The following is an 18,109-nucleotide window of genomic DNA, read 5'->3' as shown; positions in this document are numbered from 1 at the left end:
CTTCCTTAGAAGTTGAGAAGCGCGAGTTGAGGGTTTACCCCTTGTATAAAGAAGGGCACGCTGGCATATCTTTTCTTATATATTCTCCTTTCATGTTCACTTTTAAATTTACGGGTGCTGACATGAGTTATGTTCTTATGACTGGAATTTTGATGGCAATATTTTCTATAACCCCAGATATTGATCTTCACTTTGAAATTAAGCATAGAGGCATTACGCACACCCTTCTGTTCGGCATTGTTCTAGGCGCCTTTCTCGGCATCCTGCTCAGATACGCTTACGAGCCTTTAGGGTTACTGATGGGATTTATTGCTGGCTTCGGTGGGACTGTGAGCCATTTATTGGGAGATCTCCTCACATATAGCCCGTTCAAACCTCTTTACCCGTTCTCAAATAGAGAGGTGGCTCTAGGTTTATTCAAGGCTTCAAATAAGGTTATGAATGCCACTTTTTTTGTGTTAGGAGTCTTTACATTTCTTATCTCCTATCAACCTGCGATCTTTCTAAATATTCTAGCATCTATATAGACTGTGGCATGCGCCGTATGGCAGAGCGTAATTATTCCAGTCCAAACTTTGACACTACGGCTTCAAGGATTTTGTTCGCAGAATCCTTGCAACTTAGTTGATCAGTATTCACGGTTACTTCTGGGTTGAGGGGATGCTCGTATGGGGCACCTAAACCAGGCACAGTACTACTCAGCTTGTTTAAACCTTTCTTGTAGATCCCTCTCGGTGCGCCTAAGAGTTTCCTCCTCCTTTTCTCCCTCTCAATGCAGAGTTCAAGTGGACATTTTAGATATGCCTCAAGGAAGTTGCCGATCTCTTTCCTTGCTTTGTCTCTATACCTCCTCCGGTTTCCAGTCGCATCTATGATTACGTTTATGCCATTCTGTGTAAGAAGTTTGGCGGTGAATATGAGTGCACTATAGACTTGGTCTCTCTCTTTCTCTGTATACCCCAGCCTCGGGGTGAGGCTTCTGCGTAGCATATCTGAAGACAGGATCTGGGTTAAAATCCCCTTGTTAGCGAGCTTCTTTGCGAGGAGACGCGCTATGGTGGACTTGCCAGAGCCAGGAAGCCCTGTTATCCACACAGCCCACCCTGAACGATACTTCCTCAAAGCCTGCGCCCAGCCTGTAGGATCTTAAGGAGTTCATCTATCGAGTTTATTGTGTAGGTGGGGTTCTCTTCGGCGGGGAGGGGTTCCTTGCGTGGTTCATTATTCCAATCGATGAGAACTGTCATCATGCCCAGAGCCTTTCCACCTTTAATGTCAACATCCGTCCTATTGCCCACCATCAGGGCTTCTTCAGGTTTTAGCCTCAACCTCTCTAATGCGATAGAGAATATCCGTACATCAGGCTTACGGTAGCCTATATCCTTTGACACAACAACTGTGTCAAAGTAGTCTTCTATCCCAAGCTTCCTTAGAATTCTTCTAACGTCCTCTTCAGTCTTGGTATCCGTATTGGATACTACACCCAATTTATAATTCGACTTAAGTTGGTTGAGAGTGAAGACTACATCGCCAAGTAGCTCACAGCCCCCCTCTTTGATGAGGGTACCACCTAAATCGAAAAGGATCCCTTTAATAGTGTCCATTTCACGTAACATCGGAATTAATACATGTCTCCTCTTTCTTCTTACATTCAAAATTTATAAACTTCATCCTGGAAAATTATTTTACCTGCTGGTTAGTGTTCGTGAAAGGGCGACCATGATTAACTTACTACGGCATGCCGCACACATAGAGTTCACCACGACGAGGTTACACTAAACCAGTGATGCCTCTCGAAACAAAATGCTGCGGCTACGTTGGTGATCTTATTTGAGTTTACTTAGGAAAATTGGTCTCACAGTTGTTGGCGTTCTGGTTTTGATCGTTATCGTGGGTGCCTTAGGCTTCGTGCCTCCCTCAAACCTGGAAAGCCCTCAAACTTTGACACCAGGCATCGTCTCGACTCCTACCAGACACCTAGCGGGTGTAGTTAGTAACGTTACGGTACACTTTATGGACGTAGGGCAAGGCGACGCCATTTTCATCGACACAAACGGTAAAGATGTTCTCGTCGACGGTGGGGGCAGATCGGCTGGGAAAGCTGTTGTAAACTACCTTATAAGCCTAAATATAACCAAGATCGACCTAGTAGTTGGAACACATCCACACACAGACCACATAGGTGGACTCGTCGCCGTAATGACTGTTTTAAATGTCACCAGCGTGCTTGATAATGGCGATGTGGCGGATACCCAAAGCTACCGCGACTACATTAAACTGGCAAGACAGAGAGCACTCAGGGTCGCGGAGAGGGGGGATGGTGTTCAATTGGACAATATCACGGTAATGACTGTCCTCGCCCCGACGCAGCCCTTAGAGTTTAAAGATAGTAACAATAACAGCATTGTGCTTAGGGTGGATGTGGGTAATGTTACATTCATCCTAACAGGTGACATTGAAGCCTCTGGTGAACAGAGCATCATCAGGGCAGGATTAGACATTGATGGTGAGATTCTGAAAGTAAGCCACCACGGTAGTCGAACATCAACTAGTTTAGAGTTCATTGAAGCAGTAAGCCCAGAGGTTGCCGTCATAAGTGTCGGCAAAGGAAACATTTATGGACACCCGCACCAGGAGACCCTTATAAAGCTCGCAACCAAGGGTGTTCACGTATACAGGACGGATTTGAACGGTAGCATCGTCATCTCAACCGATGGAGCAGGTTACACTGTATTAGTTGAAACGCCAACCGCCTAGTTATTACCACAATTTGCGTCTGTCTTCTACATTAAATTGGCCACGCAACCTTTAGGATAGCAGAATAGTTTAAATTTTAAATCTTGAATAAGCTTACATTTATCTAGCTAGACGCTATGGATTGATTAATATGCCTTTTTGGGGGAGGAAAAAGAAGGAGGCGGATAAAGAGGCTCCGACGCCCCCGCAAGTTTCGTCAATTCCCTACCCTAAGATTGAGAGAACCATTAAACCTGAAGAGCTTGACAAGTTCAAGAGTGAATTTAGAATCTCCAGCGTCGAGAGAGAAATCATAGGAGATGCCCTCACACGCCTCTACGAGGCCGCGGCGGAAGGTAAAATAACGGAAGAGGAGAGAGACCGGCTTGCTGCAAAATACAAAGAGATCATAACAAAGTTAGAGTTGACGATGAATCATAGCCAAAGGGTGATAGGACTATATGAACTTGAGGAAAGCCGTGCTGAGCTATTAAAAATGTTCCAAGACAAGATCGCCGAACTAAATGCGAAGATAGAAGACATAAGACGAGACTTAGGTATCACCCAATCTATCACCAAAAGTGTGGCCGAGATCAAACCTGCCTCAACCCCGGTTCCAGATAAGGAGGAGAAACCTAAAGTAGCTGAGAAGACCCCCCCAACGCCGAGAAAGACCAAGGCTGACGAGACGCTGGAGAAGTTGAGACAGGATCTCCAGAAACAGCTTGAAAAGCTTGAACAGATTGAGATGGAGGTCTAACTTTCAGTTTGAGTTGGCTAGAGGAAGCCAAGAGGAGAGCGGCTGAGGAGGCTGTAAAGCACGTAAGGGACGGCTACGTTCTAGGTTTGGGCACCGGTACTACTGCGCAGTATGCGATCCGCGAGATAGGTAGGAGAATCAGGGAGGAGGGCATCAGGGTTTTATGCGTGCCAACATCATATCAGGCATTCTTCTTAGCCATACAAGAACGCATACCTATAACAACCTTAGATGAGCACCCCAGGTTAGATTTGGCCATAGACGGGGCTGACCAGATTGACGAGAGTTTAAATCTGATTAAAGGTGGAGGCGCGGCTCTAACCAGAGAGAAGATCGTCGGTTCCGTTGCTAAAGAATATATCATAGTTGCAGATGAGACTAAACTCGTGGAGACGCTTGGATTGAACCACCCAATCCCACTAGAAATATTGCCTTTCGCTAGGGCACCAGTTTTTGAAGAACTAAAAAAATTTTGCAACACTCTAAAGTTGAGGGAGGGAGTTGGTAAGGCTGGCCCGGTGGTGAGTGATAATGGAAACTTTATAGTTGACGCAGACTGCGGGTTTATAAAAAGACCGAAGGAGCTTGAGGAGAGATTTAAAAAGATACCGGGAGTGATTGAGTCAGGGCTCTTTGTAGGCATGGCGGATATGGTCTACGTAGGGAAGAAGGATGGAAGCGTCGAAAAGTTAGTGAAATCGTAGACGTGTGGTGGTTTATACACAAAAAGTAAATATGGAACGTTATCCTTTCAAACCCTGCATGATGACGTCGTCCCAGCCTGAACGCCTAAAGGCGTCATGAAGACCACGCGACGATCTGACCTCTTCCTGAATTGTTGACGAAGCAATCTCAGTTATGGTTACCGTAGAATTGAGTAATCTTCAGAGTATGCTGGTAGCCTCCAGCGGATAAGATGTTGAGCCTTTGAGCTTCTCCATCAGGGATTTTAATGTACCTGATGTTCTTATAACTCGGAAGGCAACTGGTTTACCCTCTATCTCTCTAATAAAGACTAGGGCAGCTTTCACTAGCCCCACATGTTTGTGGGAGCACCTCAACACGCCGAAACACTTATTCTCGCTGTGTACGGGTAAAGCGAGGTTAACTTGGCTAAGGCCATAGACTCCGAAGAGGCGTAAGAGACTATTCTGAACTGCTCTGTGAACTTTACATGTGGTGAATCTGCTACTTTCAGGGTATGTTTGGAATAGGATATACCTCTTCCTAGTAGTCTTGACCATCCTACAACCCCACATTAACAAGTTTAACTCCTAACTCTAAGGATTGACTGAGCTTCTCCTTATTCCTCTTGATGATCTCCAATGGGTAGCTTGAGACTGCTGCCTTTGAACTCTCTAGGCTCAAGCCGAAGAGATTGATGAAGGCTATGAGATCTCGGGGTCCTCTGAGGTTTATAGCTGACTCAGCCCCACTGGAGACTACTATGCCTATTCTACTCTTTTCAGCGATGGTTAGGCGTCTCCGCAACTCGGTAAAAATCTTGAGTAAGCCTGTATTATCAGCTTGCAGAATCTCGACTATATTAATCTCTAGGTTGGCGTTAGATGAAGAAGCCAATTCCGCCTCAGCCATATCGAACCAGCTCCTTTCGTACGTGAAAGGAAAATTTAAGATGTCTACACGATGGTCTTTCGCAGCCTGACGTGCAACCTGTTTTGTACGACACTCTACCGCCACCACCACATACTTTCGCCTCAGCCGTCTCAGAGATTGGAGTAATTCGTTTGGCGTTTCTGGTTTCAGGTCTACTCGAGACACCGGCTCCAGCCCGTGCTCTCTGGCCAGAGCATGGAATCTGTTTACGATGCCCTCCGGAGTACAGGGAGGGAGAGATATACCAATGGTACAATACCCGAGTTGCCCCGCCCACCTGAAGAGTTCATTTACTTCCGCCAAATTTGAGACGGAAGGTTTGACATGTAAATCTACATATTTGGCAGACAGACAGGAGCCCCCTCTAAGTTGTCTGCAGGATTAGCTGCCGGCTGGCTTCTATCACCTGTTGCCGTTGCCTTTTAGGGAGGGAGAACTTGAATTGGAGACGAATCACATCGAATTCGCCGAGCCTTATTTCACCTCGATAGGCCGCTTGTTTATCAAGCCTAATGTAGAAGTTGCCATCTTCATCTATTCTCCGCTCTAGGTCTGAGGATAATTTTTCAAGTTCTTGCCGTGGCAGCCTGTTGAAAAGTTCTTCAGTCATTTTCCTTATTCCTGATTTTCTGTTCACTCTCGCCTTCATGAGTACTATTGGATTCCCGAAATGACCTTCCAACTGCTCTCGGCTGATTTGAACCTCGTCGAGAATCTCACTAGATATTACGTTCTGTAGAGCGGTCATAACTTTCTCAAGGTTCTCTGTAGCGTGGCTTATTGCCCTAACTTCGATGAAGGCTAGTGGCAGGCTGCGAACAGGCATGATCTTCACGTCTGGGGGGTACGAGAATGAGGCCCCCTATAAGTGTCACGGCTTAGCGGCGATCCAGCTTATTTTCGGGTCGCTCTTGATTGAGGGGTGGTGCGGATCTACGAGAATTACTTCGTACCATTTGTATTTGCCATCCTCCCATATCCAGTAGCTGTTAAGAACCTTGAGGTTGGGGTATCTCTTAGCAACCCTCCCCTCAGCGATCTCCTTGAGGCTCTTCGCAGGGGTGTAGCGGACTACGCCCATTCTCTTCGGTCTCCTCCCCATTCTAGGCCTCTGCTTCCTTAGCCCTCCTCTTCTAACTCGAACTCTTACGATGACGTAGCCCTGCTTTGCTCTGTAACCTAGAGCGTGGGCGCGGTTTGGTCGGAGGGCATGTTCGACGCGAACTACAGTCGGGCCTCTCCGCCAATGTATTGCTCTACGTCGGAGTTCCTCTTCGAGCCCAGTGTTTTCAGGGTTCTTCCAAAGTTTGGCCACTTGCCGGTACATCTATCGTGCCCTTCTCCTTAGTTTCGAGGTCGCCCTCACGTTAACTTAATGTTAACGTTAGGTGACATTGCTTCGATTTGATAAAGATTTTGTTATCGTGGCTTCAGTTTAACGTTTATGATGACACTGTTGCCTTCAGGTACTTTTAATGTGCTGGTTGAGGCACCTTTAAACCAGAAGCTAATAAATATTTGATGTGGCGTTTTGGAAAGTCAGAGTCACATTTACGGTAGTTCTAATAGATATTTGTGTGTAGAGTACTAGGGAGTGTTAGAGGGAATCCCAGTAGGGGGAGTTGACTCGGCATGCCTGTGGAGGTTGGCTTGGAGATTTATGGTGAGAAGGAGGTTATTTTGCCGTTTTTCACGGGGCATGTGGCGCGGGGTTTATTGTTGCATATTGTGAGGCAGGTGGATCCAAGTGCTTCTGGGCTGCTGCATGAGTTGAATGTTGCCAAGCCCTACTCTGTTGCACCTTTACAGTTTAAGAGTAAGGCGCGGTGTGATAAGGGTTATCTCATGGATAATCTAGCCCCTTGCCGGGTTCATTTCAGATTTTTAAAAGACGAGTATGCGAATTACCTCCTTCGGTTTTTTGAGAAGCAGGGTAGCGTGTTAGTTTTTGATACGTCTTTCAGGATTGCCTCCATAAGTGTGAATTGTAAGAGTTATGAGGGGTTAGAGAAGGAGGCTTCGGCAGCTGACGCTCTCCGTCTGGTTTTTAGGACACCTACCTATCTAGCCAGTTTGGGTAGCAGTTTCCATTGGATGTTTCCTGACGCTGTGAAGGTTTTCTGTGGGCTTATGCGGGTTTGGAATTTGTTTAGTGACTGTAAGCGGTTTGGTAGGGGGGAATACCTAGCCTACAAGGAGTGGCTGAATAAGAATGTGGGCGTAAGTGAATATGAACTGTGGACTAGGTTGGCAGTTATGAAGCAGAAGAAGGCGGTAGGGTTTGTTGGTTGGGTAACATATGAGTTGAAGGATAAGGAAAGCTGGTGGAACAAGATCACATGCATGCTGGCGAGATTTGCAGAATACGCAAATGTGGGAGGAAATAGAACGGGGGGGTTTGGGGTAACCAAGTTTGCGTCTAGGAGTTAGCTAAGTTTCACGGTTAAATTATCCACCCCTCTCGCCTATTCTCCATCTAATGGAAGATGGGTGGCTTATGTTTTTTTTATCTCGTCATTTGTGAATTTTGAAAGCCTAGAGGAGAGATATGCTTTGAAGCTTAGCTTTGAGCAGTGAATTAAACTGAGTCTGGTTTTTTGGTTTTTCGATTATCTTTATATGTTGGTTTGCGGTTATAGGGTAATCGGTGTCTCTTTCGCGGCTGCCCTCATCTTGGGGTTATCTTTGCTGGATAAACCGCGTCTGAGGTCGGGATGCATAGCGAAAATCCCAACAAAGGGAATTGAAAGTTTAGCTTTTATAAGTTCAATCGGGGCCTCTTCGGGTTTAGATGCATAGCGAAAATCCCAACAAAGGGAATTGAAAGTTTGGCGAACGTCCAAGTTATAGGGCTCCGTTAGCCGTGAGGATGCATAGCGAAAATCCCAACAAAGGGAATTGAAAGAAAGCTGGGTTTTCGCTTTGACGAACAATAAGCCGCATGTAGATGCATAGCGAAAATCCCAACAAAGGGAATTGAAAGATAAACCGGTGATGAGATGTTTGCGTGATTTTTTTGGCAAGGATGCATAGCGAAAATCCCAACAAAGGGAATTGAAAGATGATGCGAAATTCTCCCCCATCTAATTGGGTAGCTATACCATCGCGCTGTAAGATCCAGATGCCCGCCTAACTACGACGGCTTTAAACCTTTTTAGTCGCTCCTAAGATCATGGATACGACGGTTGAGTTCGATGTCAACACCAAACTTACTGTTCATAGGTCACATCTCACTAGATAGAATTCGAAACATGTGGGGTGAGCGTACACAGGTAGGCGGAGCTGCCCTCTACGCGGCCATGGGCGCCAAGACGCTATCTAACAAAGTCAGAGTTATCTCATCGGTAGGAAAGGACTTTAACTATGTGCACCAGATATACTCAACACTACCAAGTTCCCTCATAAAGAGAGTTAACTTGCCTACAACATCATTCACTATAACTTATGACGCAAAGTTCAGAGCCACCTATTTAGATTCTAAGTTAGGATCGGGCAAAATGATCAGGGTTGCAGACCTTCCCCCAAGCTGGCTTTGTGGAGATGAATACGTCCACCTTTCCCCTATGCACCCTCCAAAAGTCCAGAAGTTTGTAGAGCGCATAAGGAAGATCTCACCGAGCACATGGATCTCCGTTAACAGCTGTATAGAATATATGAAGTCGCATAGGAATAGACGAATCCTCAAAGATCTGGCAGATGACGTAGACCTCTTCATTGTAAACGAGGAGGAAGCTATGGCACTGGCGGAAGATCATAGCATATCCTCAGCCGCTCACAGAATAAAAGGGAGACGCATCGCCATAACTCTAGGTGAGCTGGGGGCTGTAATAACCGAAGATGGTAGGAGCGAGTTGATCCCTGCCCTCAGTGGTATAACTATGAAACCACGGGACACTACAGGCGCAGGGGATACATGGTGCGGTGCACTCGTCGCCTCATATGCCCTAACTAAAGACTGGACAAAGTCCGTTGTAACAGCATGCATAGTTTCAGCACTTAAATGTCTAGACTGGGGCTTCGACGCGATAAAAGATATACACTTCAACCACCCAGATGAACTAGTAGATCATGTTCTCAAAATCAAAGAAGGATCGAGACAGCTTAGCTTGAGAAAATTTATCAACTAGAAAAGGAGCTACCGCAGTCTGCGTAATTCATCCCACGTTTAGATCGCCAATGATGGAATAGATACAATTGCGCATACCCGGCCCAATCACCAAACCTCCGCCGAATAAACTCACACACCACACTCCTCCCGGGAGTGCAACCGTTAAAATAAAGTTCCGCAACCGCACGCTCCACCCACCTATCTACGGGGGCAGCCATAGTGAAACCCAATCCGTAGAGGCAGAAGCAGTTCGCAACCTTCGGGCCGACTCCCCTCAGCCCTAACAATCTATGATATGCTTTTGAGTAATCAACACCACGTAGAGCCTCCAAGTCTATGCGGCTACTTTCAACTGCAAGGGATGCCTCACGTATATAATCAGCCCTATAACCCAGACCACCAATAATAAGTTCCCCCTTCTCAGCTTTGGCTAAAACGTGGGGTTCAGGAAACGAATAGAACTCACCGCAGCCGACCTTGAATTTGCAACCCCACCTTCTTTTTAGGAACCTTACCATCGAGTTCCACCTCTCAACCGAAGTATTCTGTGAACATATTGAACAAATCAGGCTCTCAAACAGGTTTGTAGCCTTCATAGGGCGAAGTCCGCGTAAAGTTGCGAAGGAGACAGCTATAGGATCTGAGCTGAACTCACGATAGAACAATCCTAAGTCATCTCCTAGACGAAAAAGTGAGATCACATACTTGGTTGCATATCCGGTAACATCCTCTTTTAGACGCGCCTCGCTGGTAATGTGTACATCTAGGGTAGGGCAGTCAATTGGCCCCCTCTGGTTGATGCCGATCACTATAGGAACACCAGCCCAAACCTCTACATCTTTAAATCCAGTCGTGTCCCTCCACCAAATGGCCTCATTAGTCTGGCCGCTCAGCATGGTTTCATTTAGGTTAAAAGGCTGTTTGATTTTTATCTCGAAGCTGACCTGATTGACCAGAGTTACTATCCCTCGATTTACGTCGTGGCCAGAGCTTGGGATCAGTCATCTTGCATGGGAAGGTGCAAGTAGATATACGTTGGTTGAAGGTTTGTAAGCTTTTAACGTTGTCAATAGGCATGTATTTTATTTTACTTCCTCAGAGAACATTTTAACTATTTTTTGTATAATACACAAATTCAGCTTAAACGCTGAATGTAGCCGCGATCTAAAGTTTAGATCCGTAAAGAAGCCAAAATCTTATGTTTTCCAGTCTCACCTTCAGATTCTTAAGAAAGCTTGTTGGTCAAGGTTTCGACCATCCTAGAGGGAGCGGTCTGAATTCGGAATAGGGAGGGCTAAAGCTACTGTGAGAAGGCTCACATTTGAAAAATATCTATTCACCATACCTCTAAGCTTGATCCTTCTCGGATGGGAACTTACAGTCAGAATCGGCATCATTCCAGCACAGGAGGTACCCCCACCATCCGTCATATTCGCAATCCTAATACTGGATCTCTTCAATCTTCCATTCCTATGTCGCGTACTCTACAGCTTCATAAACTTAACAAGCGGCATACTCATAGGGCTATTCATCGCAGTTCCCATTGCCATCTGCACCGGACTTAAAGATAAACTAGACTCAGCCTTAACACCAATAATCCTCATGGCTGGAGCTCTCCCAAATCTTGCCATACTGCCCCTCTTCGTCCTATGGTTCGGCCCCGGCGGATTGGCCGCCACCTTCATGGCGATGGTCAGCTCATTCTTCCTACTATACTTCACAGTGAGGGAGGGAGTCAAAGACATCCCACACGACTATTTCCACGTGGCCACTATCTTCAGGACAGGGAGGTTGGACGTACTAAGAAAGATTATCATACCTGCGGCCCTACCTCAGACCATTACAGGCGTCCGGCTAGCCTTTGACCATGTCTGGGAGATCATATTGGCCATCGAGATCTTCGCAGGCGTCGCTGGGATAGGTTCGTTCATAAATCTGGCAGTAAGTGACGGTTTAATCGTAGACGCCTTCGCAGGCATATTCGTAATTGGCATTTTGGCTATAGCCGTTGATAGATTTGTTTTTCAGACTCTTGAAGGAAAGGTGAGGAGGTGGCACGAGTGACACGTTGCTTGGAGATTATTGATGTAACTAAAGTTTACCCACTCGGCAACCATAACATCCCCACCCTCGACAGAGTCTCCTTCCATGTACATGATCGGGAATTCTTCTGCGTAATAGGCCCTAGTGGGTGTGGTAAATCGACGCTCCTAAGGATGATGGCTGGGCTAGATGCACCAACATCAGGTGAGATCCGTCTACGAGGTGAGAGAATAACCCACCCACATCCTAAGATCAGTATGGTCTTTCAGTCTTTCGCCTTATTCCCTTGGAGGAATACTCTGCAAAACATAGAGTACGGCCTGGAAGTTCGAGGCGTCCCAAAAGCTGAGAGACGAAGGATCGCCGAGGAACTAATAGAACTGGTCGGTCTCAAGGGGTATGAGTACAGCTACCCGAAACAGCTGTCCGGTGGAATGAAACAACGTGTCGGGCTTGCTAGGGCATTGGCAGTCGACCCCGAGATCGTGTTAATGGATGAACCCTTCAGCGCACTAGACGAATTCACCGCTCAAACCCTGAGGAGTGAAGTTGTGGAACTTTGGAAGAGTACAGGAAAAGTCTTCATTCTAGTCACCCATAATCTCACCGAAGCCGTGGAACTGGCCGATAGGATAGTGGTGTTAAGCGCGAGGCCGGCGAGAGTTAAAAACTTGATTAATGTAGATCTGAAGAGACCGCGAAATAGGTCGAATATCAACTTTATTCGATGCCAGAAAAACCTGTTTAATCTACTACGTGAAGAGCTTGAGAACACCATTATGCGGCATAGATTGAGAGCTATTCATGAACACCACGCCATAGAAGACATCGAGGAGTAATTTTCATGCCTGATCGTCAGATTCGCCCTGAGCGACGAGATCTGGCAACATAACTGGGCCGCTCACCATGTCTCATAGAACTCGTAAGGTTCTATACCTTTCCTAGAAAGTTCTAGGCAGATAAGATAGGTCTTATAGTCTTCCTCGTAACAATCTTGGCATGAAAGGTAGTATCTGTTATCTTTGGACTTGCACCGTCTAAGCTCCTTAAAGGGAACTTTATTGGTTAATACTTCCACGAAGCTTTAACGTTACTAGCATATAAAAAATTTGCTAACAGTTTGGAGGGTTATTCAAGGTATTAGTTCACCAATTGGCTCTACATCATAGCAGGGAGAGGAGTATTTTTTTCTCAAATAGACGAGTCAAACGAAGGTTTTGAATATGAGAATGTAGGTTATTTGTACACAAAAGTTGTTTAATGTTAGCATATGTGCGGCGTATGGTGGTGAAAAAATTTGAGACGTAAATTTCTCGCCGCAAGAGAGGACCTAGTAGATAAGTTAAGCAAAATTGCGCAAGAGAAGAATGTGACACTCTTTGGCATGGTTAACGAAGTTCTGGAAGAGTTCATAAGAAGCGAGGAGAATGGTCAAAGTCTACGTGAGGTGGTAGATAGTCAGCTGATCCTTAAAATGGCGAAGGAGGCTGGATTAATTCTAGTAACCGAAAATTTTTGGAACTACATCCTTGATAAAGGATTCGAAAACGATAAGGAAGTGCTAGACGAGATGTGGCGTAGCACTGGGCAGTGGTTTGGGAGATGTTGTAAAATAAGACTCCCCAGCGAAAGCCCATTAGGGACTCTTGAGAGGGCTATGCGGGCATTACCGTGGAATATATCCGAGGTTAATATTACTCGGAGTAAGGATGGAGGTAATGTCACATGTATAGGTTCGAGGCTCTCTTTACCCAATACCACGTTACTGGCGGCGTTCATGATCGGCTTCATGGACTCGTTCGGCTATACACTTTCTAGTAGGAATATCTCGAGAGGAATCATCTCCCTCGACTTTAAACGTGGAGAATAAAATGGATTTCACACCTAAGAAAGATAAGAAGTTCATAGCTGTGAGAGGAGATTTACTCCAAAAGATAATTGAGATTGCAAATAAGGACGGGAAGTCGGTATACGGTTTTGTTAATGAGATTTTCGAGCAAGCGATTAGGGCTGACGAACTGAAGCTCTCACTCAGTGAAGTTGTTGAGTTTTATTCGTTAATAGAGATAATGAAGAAGGCAGGAGCTGTAATTACACCTGCCGATACTCTTGACCATTTAATAAGTAGATTATACCCGCTAGAGAAAGAATCCCTACAGGAAAGATGGTATCTTTCCGGTGTCTGGTATGGTAAATACCTCTCAACCCGTTTCAACGACGCTCTGGGCGTCTTCAAGAAACTGTTAGAAGCGTGCATTTGGAACATCTCAGAAGCTAACCTTTCAATTAATAACGACGGTACAATATCTTTAAGATGCGTGGCGCCAAACCAATCCCGTGAAAGTACGGAACTCTTCTCAAAGTTTCTAAAGGGAGTATTTAGTGCGCTCAACTACAAGGCGATTAAAGAGGAGTTCTGGCGGGGAATCATACTTATGGAGTTGAAAAGGCACACACCACTGGACGACATTGAGCTTGGAATTGAAAAGTTGTGAAAAGTTTACTATTACACATCAAGTTCTACCCCACTATATAAAACGGCTAATCCCGGAAGATTGGGGCGGGCGCAGAATTTCGAACCTATTTCACTATTTCTTTATATAGTGTTTGAGTCATTTTTGTAAATTTTACTCTTAACAATCACCCTCTTTTTACTTAGACCTTTTCCACACACTTAATACATTTTTAGCTCCGCCATATATTGTAGCAAAAATTTGTGACAAGAACAAAGATTTTTGTGGCAGACAAAAAACGGAGGAGAAACATGTGTCAGACAACCTGGTGAAAAATTGGGATAGAGAACTTAGAGATTCAATGTTCCAGAGGTTAGAAGACAAAGTTCACAAGATACCTCTGAGGGAGAGAGTTTCTCAGGCGAGTTATCGACTGAAACTGTTGCAAGAGCGTCTTGAGCAGGCAAGCAAAAGAATGCAGAATCATGACAAAGAGCTTTTCGATAAATGTGTAGCTGCGGAGCTGTCCAAGGACCCCCAACGGGCAATAATGTATGCAAACGAGTGCGCAGAAGTTAGGAAAATGGCGAAGGTTCTACTTCTCAGCCAGCTGGCTATAGAGCGAGTTCTACTTAGACTTGAGACTGTTAGGGAGTTTGGGGACGTCATAGTTGAGATGGCACCAATATCTGGAGTTATACATGCGTTGAAAGGTAGATTGGCAGGTGTCATCCCTGAGGTCTCTTATGAGCTCGCTGCGATAGGTGAGATGATGAATGGGATGATCGTTGAGGCTGGAGACGTTACAGGATCCACTTACAATGTTACAACCATAAACGAGGAATCCAAAAGGATTTTGAATGAAGCTGGCACCATAGCTGAACAGCGCATTAAAGAGAAGTTCCCAGAATTGCCAACAGCCTACAGAGCAGCTACTTCGGAAAGGGAGTTCACCTCCAAGTAAAGCCACCGATCAAGTTTGGGTGGTGGTTAAAATTCGCTTTTTTGATAAATTTGGAGGGGTAAGAAAGAAAACTGTGAAGGAAAGGGTTGAAGAGAAAATGCACATTTCTCGTGTTCCTCTTAAAGAGAAAATAGCGCACGCCATGTATAGGATCGACACGCAGATGACTAAACTTCAGCAGATGTCTGCAAAACTGCAGGAGAGAGACAGGGAGATGTTCGAACGTTGCATCGGCGCTAAATTATCCAAGGACGACACTCACGCAGCTATCTATGCCAATGAGTGCGTTGAGATCAGGAAGATTGCAAAGATAGTGATATCTGCAGAACTCGCATTGGAGAGAGTTCTGTTGAGGCTTCAAACAGTGGAGGAAGTAGGCGATCTATTAGTTCAGATGTCTCCGGTGCTCGGCATAGTCAAGGAGACTAAAGGAAAGTTAGCAGGAGTAGTCCCAGAGGTTTCACGTGAACTTGAAGATATAAACACTCTGCTGAGTGACACCTTGGTAGAGACTGGCGAGGTAACCTCTAGAGATGTGATCATCGAAGCCACTTCCGATGAGGCTAAGAAAGTCCTAGAAGAGGCGTCAAGTATAGCGGAAGAGAAGATTGGTGAGAAGTTTCCAGAACTCCCACAGCAACTATTGGCAGCTGAGAAACCCGCTGAAGCTCCTATCGCTTTAACCGAAGGAGGGGGCACAGAATATAAGCCAGCTCCAATTCCTAAGGGGCAGTTGGAGGAACAGATCTACAAATACATCAAGGACTGTGGGGGCGAAATGAGCGTCGAAAAATGCGCGCGAGACCTCGGCGTATCTAGCGAGGACGTGAAGAACGCTATCAACCGGCTCTGCGAGGAAGGAAAAATAATACTCCAATAGTATAGCCAACTTTGAGATCATTATTGAGGTAGAAGTACTTTGATGGCATCAACCGAGCTTGAACAGTTTGCTGTAAAGTATGCCCGAGAGGCGATAAATTCTGACACCCAAGGTTCTAAGTCCATGGCTATCGCGAAATATCAGCAGGCAATCGAGGTTCTTCTACGGCTTTGTAGTCTTTACCCTAACGCGCCCCAGAATCGTGTCTACATGGAACGCATAGATGCCTACAGAAAACGGGTAAACGAACTCAAGACTGGAGTTTCTAGGCAAGAGCTGAGCGACCACTCTCCCCCAGCCAAATTTGAACAGCTAGTTCTGAGCGAGAAGCCTAACGTTAAATGGGGCGATATAGCAGATCTTGAAGACGCTAAAAGGGCGATTCAGGAGTCGATAATCTACCCAGTTAAGAGACCTGACCTCTTTCCGCTAGGATGGCCAACCGGCATACTCCTCTTCGGGCCGCCGGGTTGTGGCAAGACGCTGTTAGCTGCGGCGGTCGCCACGGAGATAGATGCCGTTTTTTACTGTATTGACGCAGCCTCAGTCATGTCCAAATGGTTAGGCGAATCTGAGAAGAATGTGGCTCAGCTCTTTGAATCTGCTGAGAAGGCTTCTGCGAGGGGCCAGCCAGCGATCATATTCATAGATGAGATCGACTCGCTGGTTGGGGTGCGGAGTGAAGAGGTTGGTGGTGAGGCTAGAATGAGAAATCAATTCTTAACAGAGATGGACAACGTCTCAAACAAAAATAAGAGACAACACATCTATGTGATCGGGGCTACAAACAAACCCTGGGCTCTAGACTTGCCCTTCATTCGGAGATTTCAGAAGAGGATCTACGTTCCACTCCCAGACCATCAATCTCGGTTAGAGATCTTCAAAATTTACCTCAAGAATTTGAGGTGTTCACAGGATGTGGATCTTGTAGAACTTAGTAAGATGATGGAAGGCTACTCTGGAAGTGATATCCGCGACATTTTTCAGAGTGTTCACATAAAGACTGTCAGAGAATTCTTCGAGTCGAACGACGCCGGCAAGTGTAGGGCGCAACCTCGCGAGATTAAAATGTCCGACTTCATGGAAATATTACGAGAGAGAAAGCCGAGTGTCTCCCAAGAAGTTATAAAGTCCTACACTAGGTGGTTCGAGGAATTTAAGGCTCTATAATACTGGAGGCTCCTCGCCCTTGTCTATCGATGATGTTGACTTAAGAATTCTAGCCGAGTTGGTGGAGAATTCGAAAGTTCCATTCACGGATATCGGTAAAAACCTATCCATACACCCAAACGTAGTCGCCTATCGAGTTAGAAGAATGGAGCAGGCAGGGATTATAAAGAAGTATACTGTGCTCTTAGATCTGGAGAAACTTGGTTTGAGTGAACACATCTGTGTGAGTGCGAATTTCCCAGGCTTCACCGAGCGGGACGACCTAATTAAGGAAATAGCAAGCATACCTCAGATCTTTAGATTATTCAGCACATTAGGAGATCCGGGTTTGATGATCTTTATTTTAGGCAAGAATAAAACAGAGATAAACGAAATCATATCGCGGATTAGGAAACTTGACATTAACATCGAAGCCACTTCCCCGATAGTCAAAGTTTACCAAGACTGGCTGCAAGGATGCTTCCTTCAGAACTTAACCGAGAGGAACGGTCAAACTGGACGAAGCCCCAATAAACCCGCAGCTGCATCCAACGGCGACATAGCCTATGTTTTAGATAGATAACTTCTCGTATTCTCTCTTTTTCGTCTCGAATTGTCTCCTTGTCATGTAACGCCGCGCAGGTATACCTTTGACAACCACTCTGGGTGGGACAGTTTTAGTAACCACCGAGCCAGCCGCCACAACAGCTTCTTCCCCTATCTTCACGCCCGCGCCTATAATTGCGTTCGCACCTATGACAGCTCCATCTTCAACAACAGTCTTCCTCCTCACCTTGCTTTGAGGGTATTTATCGTTTATGAAGCACGCCCGCGGCCCTATGAATACATTATCTCCGATCATTATTGGTGCAGAGATAAATACTGCGGATTGAATGCTCACCCCAACCCCTATCTCTACTCCTCCTCCCTCGATAAGACTGCCTGAGCCGATCATAGTCCCATCTCCAATAACTGCACCTTCACGGATCATCACGTTATGGCCGGTCTCGACGCGTCTACCTAGCTTTACACCTTCGTAGATTACGTTAAAGCTGCGGAGGACGCAATTTGCATGAATGGTTGCACCTTCACTTATCTCGTCATACTGCGAAAATGCTGGTTTGCTTGGTTTTTTAGCTGTCTTATCTATTAAACTGAGCTTACCCTTGGTGGGGAAACCTATTATTGTCTGGTAGCCGATTATGCTGTTCTCTCCTATTGTGGTCGAACCTAATATGACATTATAACCTTCCAGAAGGACTCCTTGTCCTATAGAAGCTCTAGGCGAGAGATAGTAGGCGGGTGCGGTTTCACTCATATACTACCTGCGTCCCAGCTTCAGACATATAGTTTTTTGCTTCGCAAAGAGATTTTTAGGCATAAACAGATAAAAATTGAG

General features: G+C 45.7%; 23 protein-coding genes and 1 CRISPR repeat array. Of the genes, 14 read left to right on the top strand and 9 right to left on the bottom strand.

The window, feature by feature from the left end:
- The first annotated feature begins 26 nt into the window (after window positions 1-26).
- Entirely contained in the window at window positions 27-527 is a 501-nt protein-coding gene (locus tag QXJ75_00680; protein ID MEM3736597.1) for a metal-dependent hydrolase, read from the top strand.
- A gap of 31 nt (window positions 528-558) precedes the next feature.
- Here QXJ75_00680 and QXJ75_00675 read toward each other — a convergent pair whose 3' ends face one another.
- Window positions 559-1,122, bottom strand: coding sequence for an adenylyl-sulfate kinase (locus QXJ75_00675; GenBank protein MEM3736596.1), 564 nt, complete (start codon window positions 1,120-1,122; stop codon window positions 559-561).
- Complete coding sequence (locus QXJ75_00670; protein MEM3736595.1) at window positions 1,119-1,655, bottom strand: HAD family hydrolase; 537 nt, start codon at window positions 1,653-1,655, stop codon at window positions 1,119-1,121. Before QXJ75_00670 ends, QXJ75_00675 begins: the two co-directional genes overlap by 4 nt.
- A gap of 175 nt (window positions 1,656-1,830) precedes the next feature.
- Between QXJ75_00670 and QXJ75_00665 the strand changes: the two genes are divergently transcribed.
- From QXJ75_00665 to rpiA, 3 genes are all read left to right on the top strand, one after another.
- Entirely contained in the window at window positions 1,831-2,757 is a 927-nt protein-coding gene (locus tag QXJ75_00665) for a ComEC/Rec2 family competence protein (protein ID MEM3736594.1), read from the top strand.
- 130 nt (window positions 2,758-2,887) lie between these two features.
- A complete protein-coding gene (locus QXJ75_00660) occupies window positions 2,888-3,496 on the top strand; it encodes a hypothetical protein (GenBank protein ID MEM3736593.1) in 609 nt (202 codons plus the stop codon).
- Between the two features lie 8 nt (window positions 3,497-3,504).
- Complete coding sequence (gene rpiA / locus QXJ75_00655; GenBank protein ID MEM3736592.1) at window positions 3,505-4,200, top strand: ribose 5-phosphate isomerase A; 696 nt, start codon at window positions 3,505-3,507, stop codon at window positions 4,198-4,200.
- A gap of 180 nt (window positions 4,201-4,380) precedes the next feature.
- Here rpiA and QXJ75_00650 read toward each other — a convergent pair whose 3' ends face one another.
- From QXJ75_00650 to QXJ75_00635, 4 genes are all read right to left on the bottom strand, one after another.
- Window positions 4,381-4,755, bottom strand: coding sequence for an Rpp14/Pop5 family protein (locus QXJ75_00650; GenBank protein MEM3736591.1), 375 nt, complete (start codon window positions 4,753-4,755; stop codon window positions 4,381-4,383).
- Window positions 4,742-5,416, bottom strand: coding sequence for an RNase P subunit p30 family protein (locus tag QXJ75_00645; GenBank protein ID MEM3736590.1), 675 nt, complete (start codon window positions 5,414-5,416; stop codon window positions 4,742-4,744). Before QXJ75_00645 ends, QXJ75_00650 begins: the two co-directional genes overlap by 14 nt.
- A gap of 61 nt (window positions 5,417-5,477) precedes the next feature.
- Entirely contained in the window at window positions 5,478-5,939 is a 462-nt protein-coding gene (locus tag QXJ75_00640) for an RNA-binding domain-containing protein (protein MEM3736589.1), read from the bottom strand.
- Window positions 5,940-5,984: 45 nt separating this feature from the next.
- Window positions 5,985-6,440, bottom strand: coding sequence for a 50S ribosomal protein L15e (locus QXJ75_00635; protein ID MEM3736588.1), 456 nt, complete (start codon window positions 6,438-6,440; stop codon window positions 5,985-5,987).
- A gap of 305 nt (window positions 6,441-6,745) precedes the next feature.
- Between QXJ75_00635 and cas6 the strand changes: the two genes are divergently transcribed.
- Complete coding sequence (cas6, locus tag QXJ75_00630) at window positions 6,746-7,543, top strand: CRISPR system precrRNA processing endoribonuclease RAMP protein Cas6 (GenBank protein ID MEM3736587.1); 798 nt, start codon at window positions 6,746-6,748, stop codon at window positions 7,541-7,543.
- Between the two features lie 283 nt (window positions 7,544-7,826).
- Window positions 7,827-8,174: a CRISPR direct-repeat array (repeat unit 37 nt; unit sequence GATGCATAGCGAAAATCCCAACAAAGGGAATTGAAAG).
- A 133-nt stretch (window positions 8,175-8,307) separates the two neighbouring features.
- Window positions 8,308-9,240: a carbohydrate kinase family protein gene (locus tag QXJ75_00625; GenBank protein MEM3736586.1), complete on the top strand. Its 933-nt coding sequence runs from the start codon at window positions 8,308-8,310 to the stop codon at window positions 9,238-9,240.
- Here QXJ75_00625 and QXJ75_00620 read toward each other — a convergent pair.
- The gene (locus tag QXJ75_00620) at window positions 9,233-10,117 is read right to left on the bottom strand and encodes a hypothetical protein (protein ID MEM3736585.1); all 885 of its coding nucleotides are present in this window, start codon (window positions 10,115-10,117) and stop codon (window positions 9,233-9,235) included. The two genes, QXJ75_00625 and QXJ75_00620, sit on opposite strands and share 8 nt — an antisense overlap.
- 409 nt (window positions 10,118-10,526) lie before the next feature.
- Here QXJ75_00620 and QXJ75_00615 point away from each other — a divergent pair, with 409 nt between their 5' ends.
- Window positions 10,527-11,285 carry an ABC transporter permease subunit gene (locus tag QXJ75_00615; GenBank protein MEM3736584.1) on the top strand — a complete coding sequence of 253 codons (759 nt, stop codon included), beginning with the start codon at window positions 10,527-10,529 and terminating at the stop codon, window positions 11,283-11,285.
- Window positions 11,282-12,103 (top strand): ABC transporter ATP-binding protein, encoded by an 822-nt coding sequence (locus tag QXJ75_00610; GenBank protein ID MEM3736583.1) that lies wholly within the window; start codon window positions 11,282-11,284, stop codon window positions 12,101-12,103. Before QXJ75_00615 ends, QXJ75_00610 begins: the two co-directional genes overlap by 4 nt.
- A gap of 62 nt (window positions 12,104-12,165) precedes the next feature.
- Here QXJ75_00610 and QXJ75_00605 read toward each other — a convergent pair whose 3' ends face one another.
- Window positions 12,166-12,342 carry a hypothetical protein gene (locus QXJ75_00605; protein MEM3736582.1) on the bottom strand — a complete coding sequence of 59 codons (177 nt, stop codon included), beginning with the start codon at window positions 12,340-12,342 and terminating at the stop codon, window positions 12,166-12,168.
- A 219-nt stretch (window positions 12,343-12,561) separates the two neighbouring features.
- Between QXJ75_00605 and QXJ75_00600 the strand changes: the two genes are divergently transcribed.
- The 6 genes from QXJ75_00600 to QXJ75_00575 all read left to right on the top strand — a co-directional run bounded on the left by QXJ75_00600 (window position 12,562) and on the right by QXJ75_00575 (window position 17,293).
- Window positions 12,562-13,134 (top strand): hypothetical protein, encoded by a 573-nt coding sequence (locus QXJ75_00600; protein MEM3736581.1) that lies wholly within the window; start codon window positions 12,562-12,564, stop codon window positions 13,132-13,134.
- Between the two features lies 1 nt (window position 13,135).
- Window positions 13,136-13,759 (top strand): hypothetical protein, encoded by a 624-nt coding sequence (locus QXJ75_00595; GenBank protein MEM3736580.1) that lies wholly within the window; start codon window positions 13,136-13,138, stop codon window positions 13,757-13,759.
- A gap of 271 nt (window positions 13,760-14,030) precedes the next feature.
- A complete protein-coding gene (locus QXJ75_00590) occupies window positions 14,031-14,681 on the top strand; it encodes a Snf7 family protein (GenBank protein MEM3736579.1) in 651 nt (216 codons plus the stop codon).
- Window positions 14,682-14,754: 73 nt separating this feature from the next.
- The gene (locus QXJ75_00585; protein ID MEM3736578.1) at window positions 14,755-15,561 is read left to right on the top strand and encodes a hypothetical protein; all 807 of its coding nucleotides are present in this window, start codon (window positions 14,755-14,757) and stop codon (window positions 15,559-15,561) included.
- A gap of 42 nt (window positions 15,562-15,603) precedes the next feature.
- Entirely contained in the window at window positions 15,604-16,731 is a 1,128-nt protein-coding gene (locus tag QXJ75_00580; protein ID MEM3736577.1) for an AAA family ATPase, read from the top strand.
- A gap of 19 nt (window positions 16,732-16,750) precedes the next feature.
- Window positions 16,751-17,293, top strand: a complete 543-nt coding sequence (locus QXJ75_00575; GenBank protein MEM3736576.1) for an Lrp/AsnC family transcriptional regulator — start codon at window positions 16,751-16,753, stop codon at window positions 17,291-17,293.
- On the opposite strand, the gene QXJ75_00570 is transcribed toward QXJ75_00575, so the two are convergent.
- The gene (locus QXJ75_00570) at window positions 17,282-18,028 is read right to left on the bottom strand and encodes an acyltransferase (GenBank protein MEM3736575.1); all 747 of its coding nucleotides are present in this window, start codon (window positions 18,026-18,028) and stop codon (window positions 17,282-17,284) included. The genes QXJ75_00575 and QXJ75_00570 overlap by 12 nt on opposite strands.
- Between the last annotated feature and the right edge of the window lie 81 nt (window positions 18,029-18,109).

The organism is Candidatus Bathyarchaeia archaeon (assembly GCA_038883335.1).
In the GTDB taxonomy this organism is placed as follows: Archaea; Thermoproteota; Bathyarchaeia; order Hecatellales; family Hecatellaceae; genus JAVZMI01.
The sequence above is the reverse complement of the archived record's forward strand: the minus strand, read 5'-3'. Positions and strand labels throughout refer to the sequence as shown.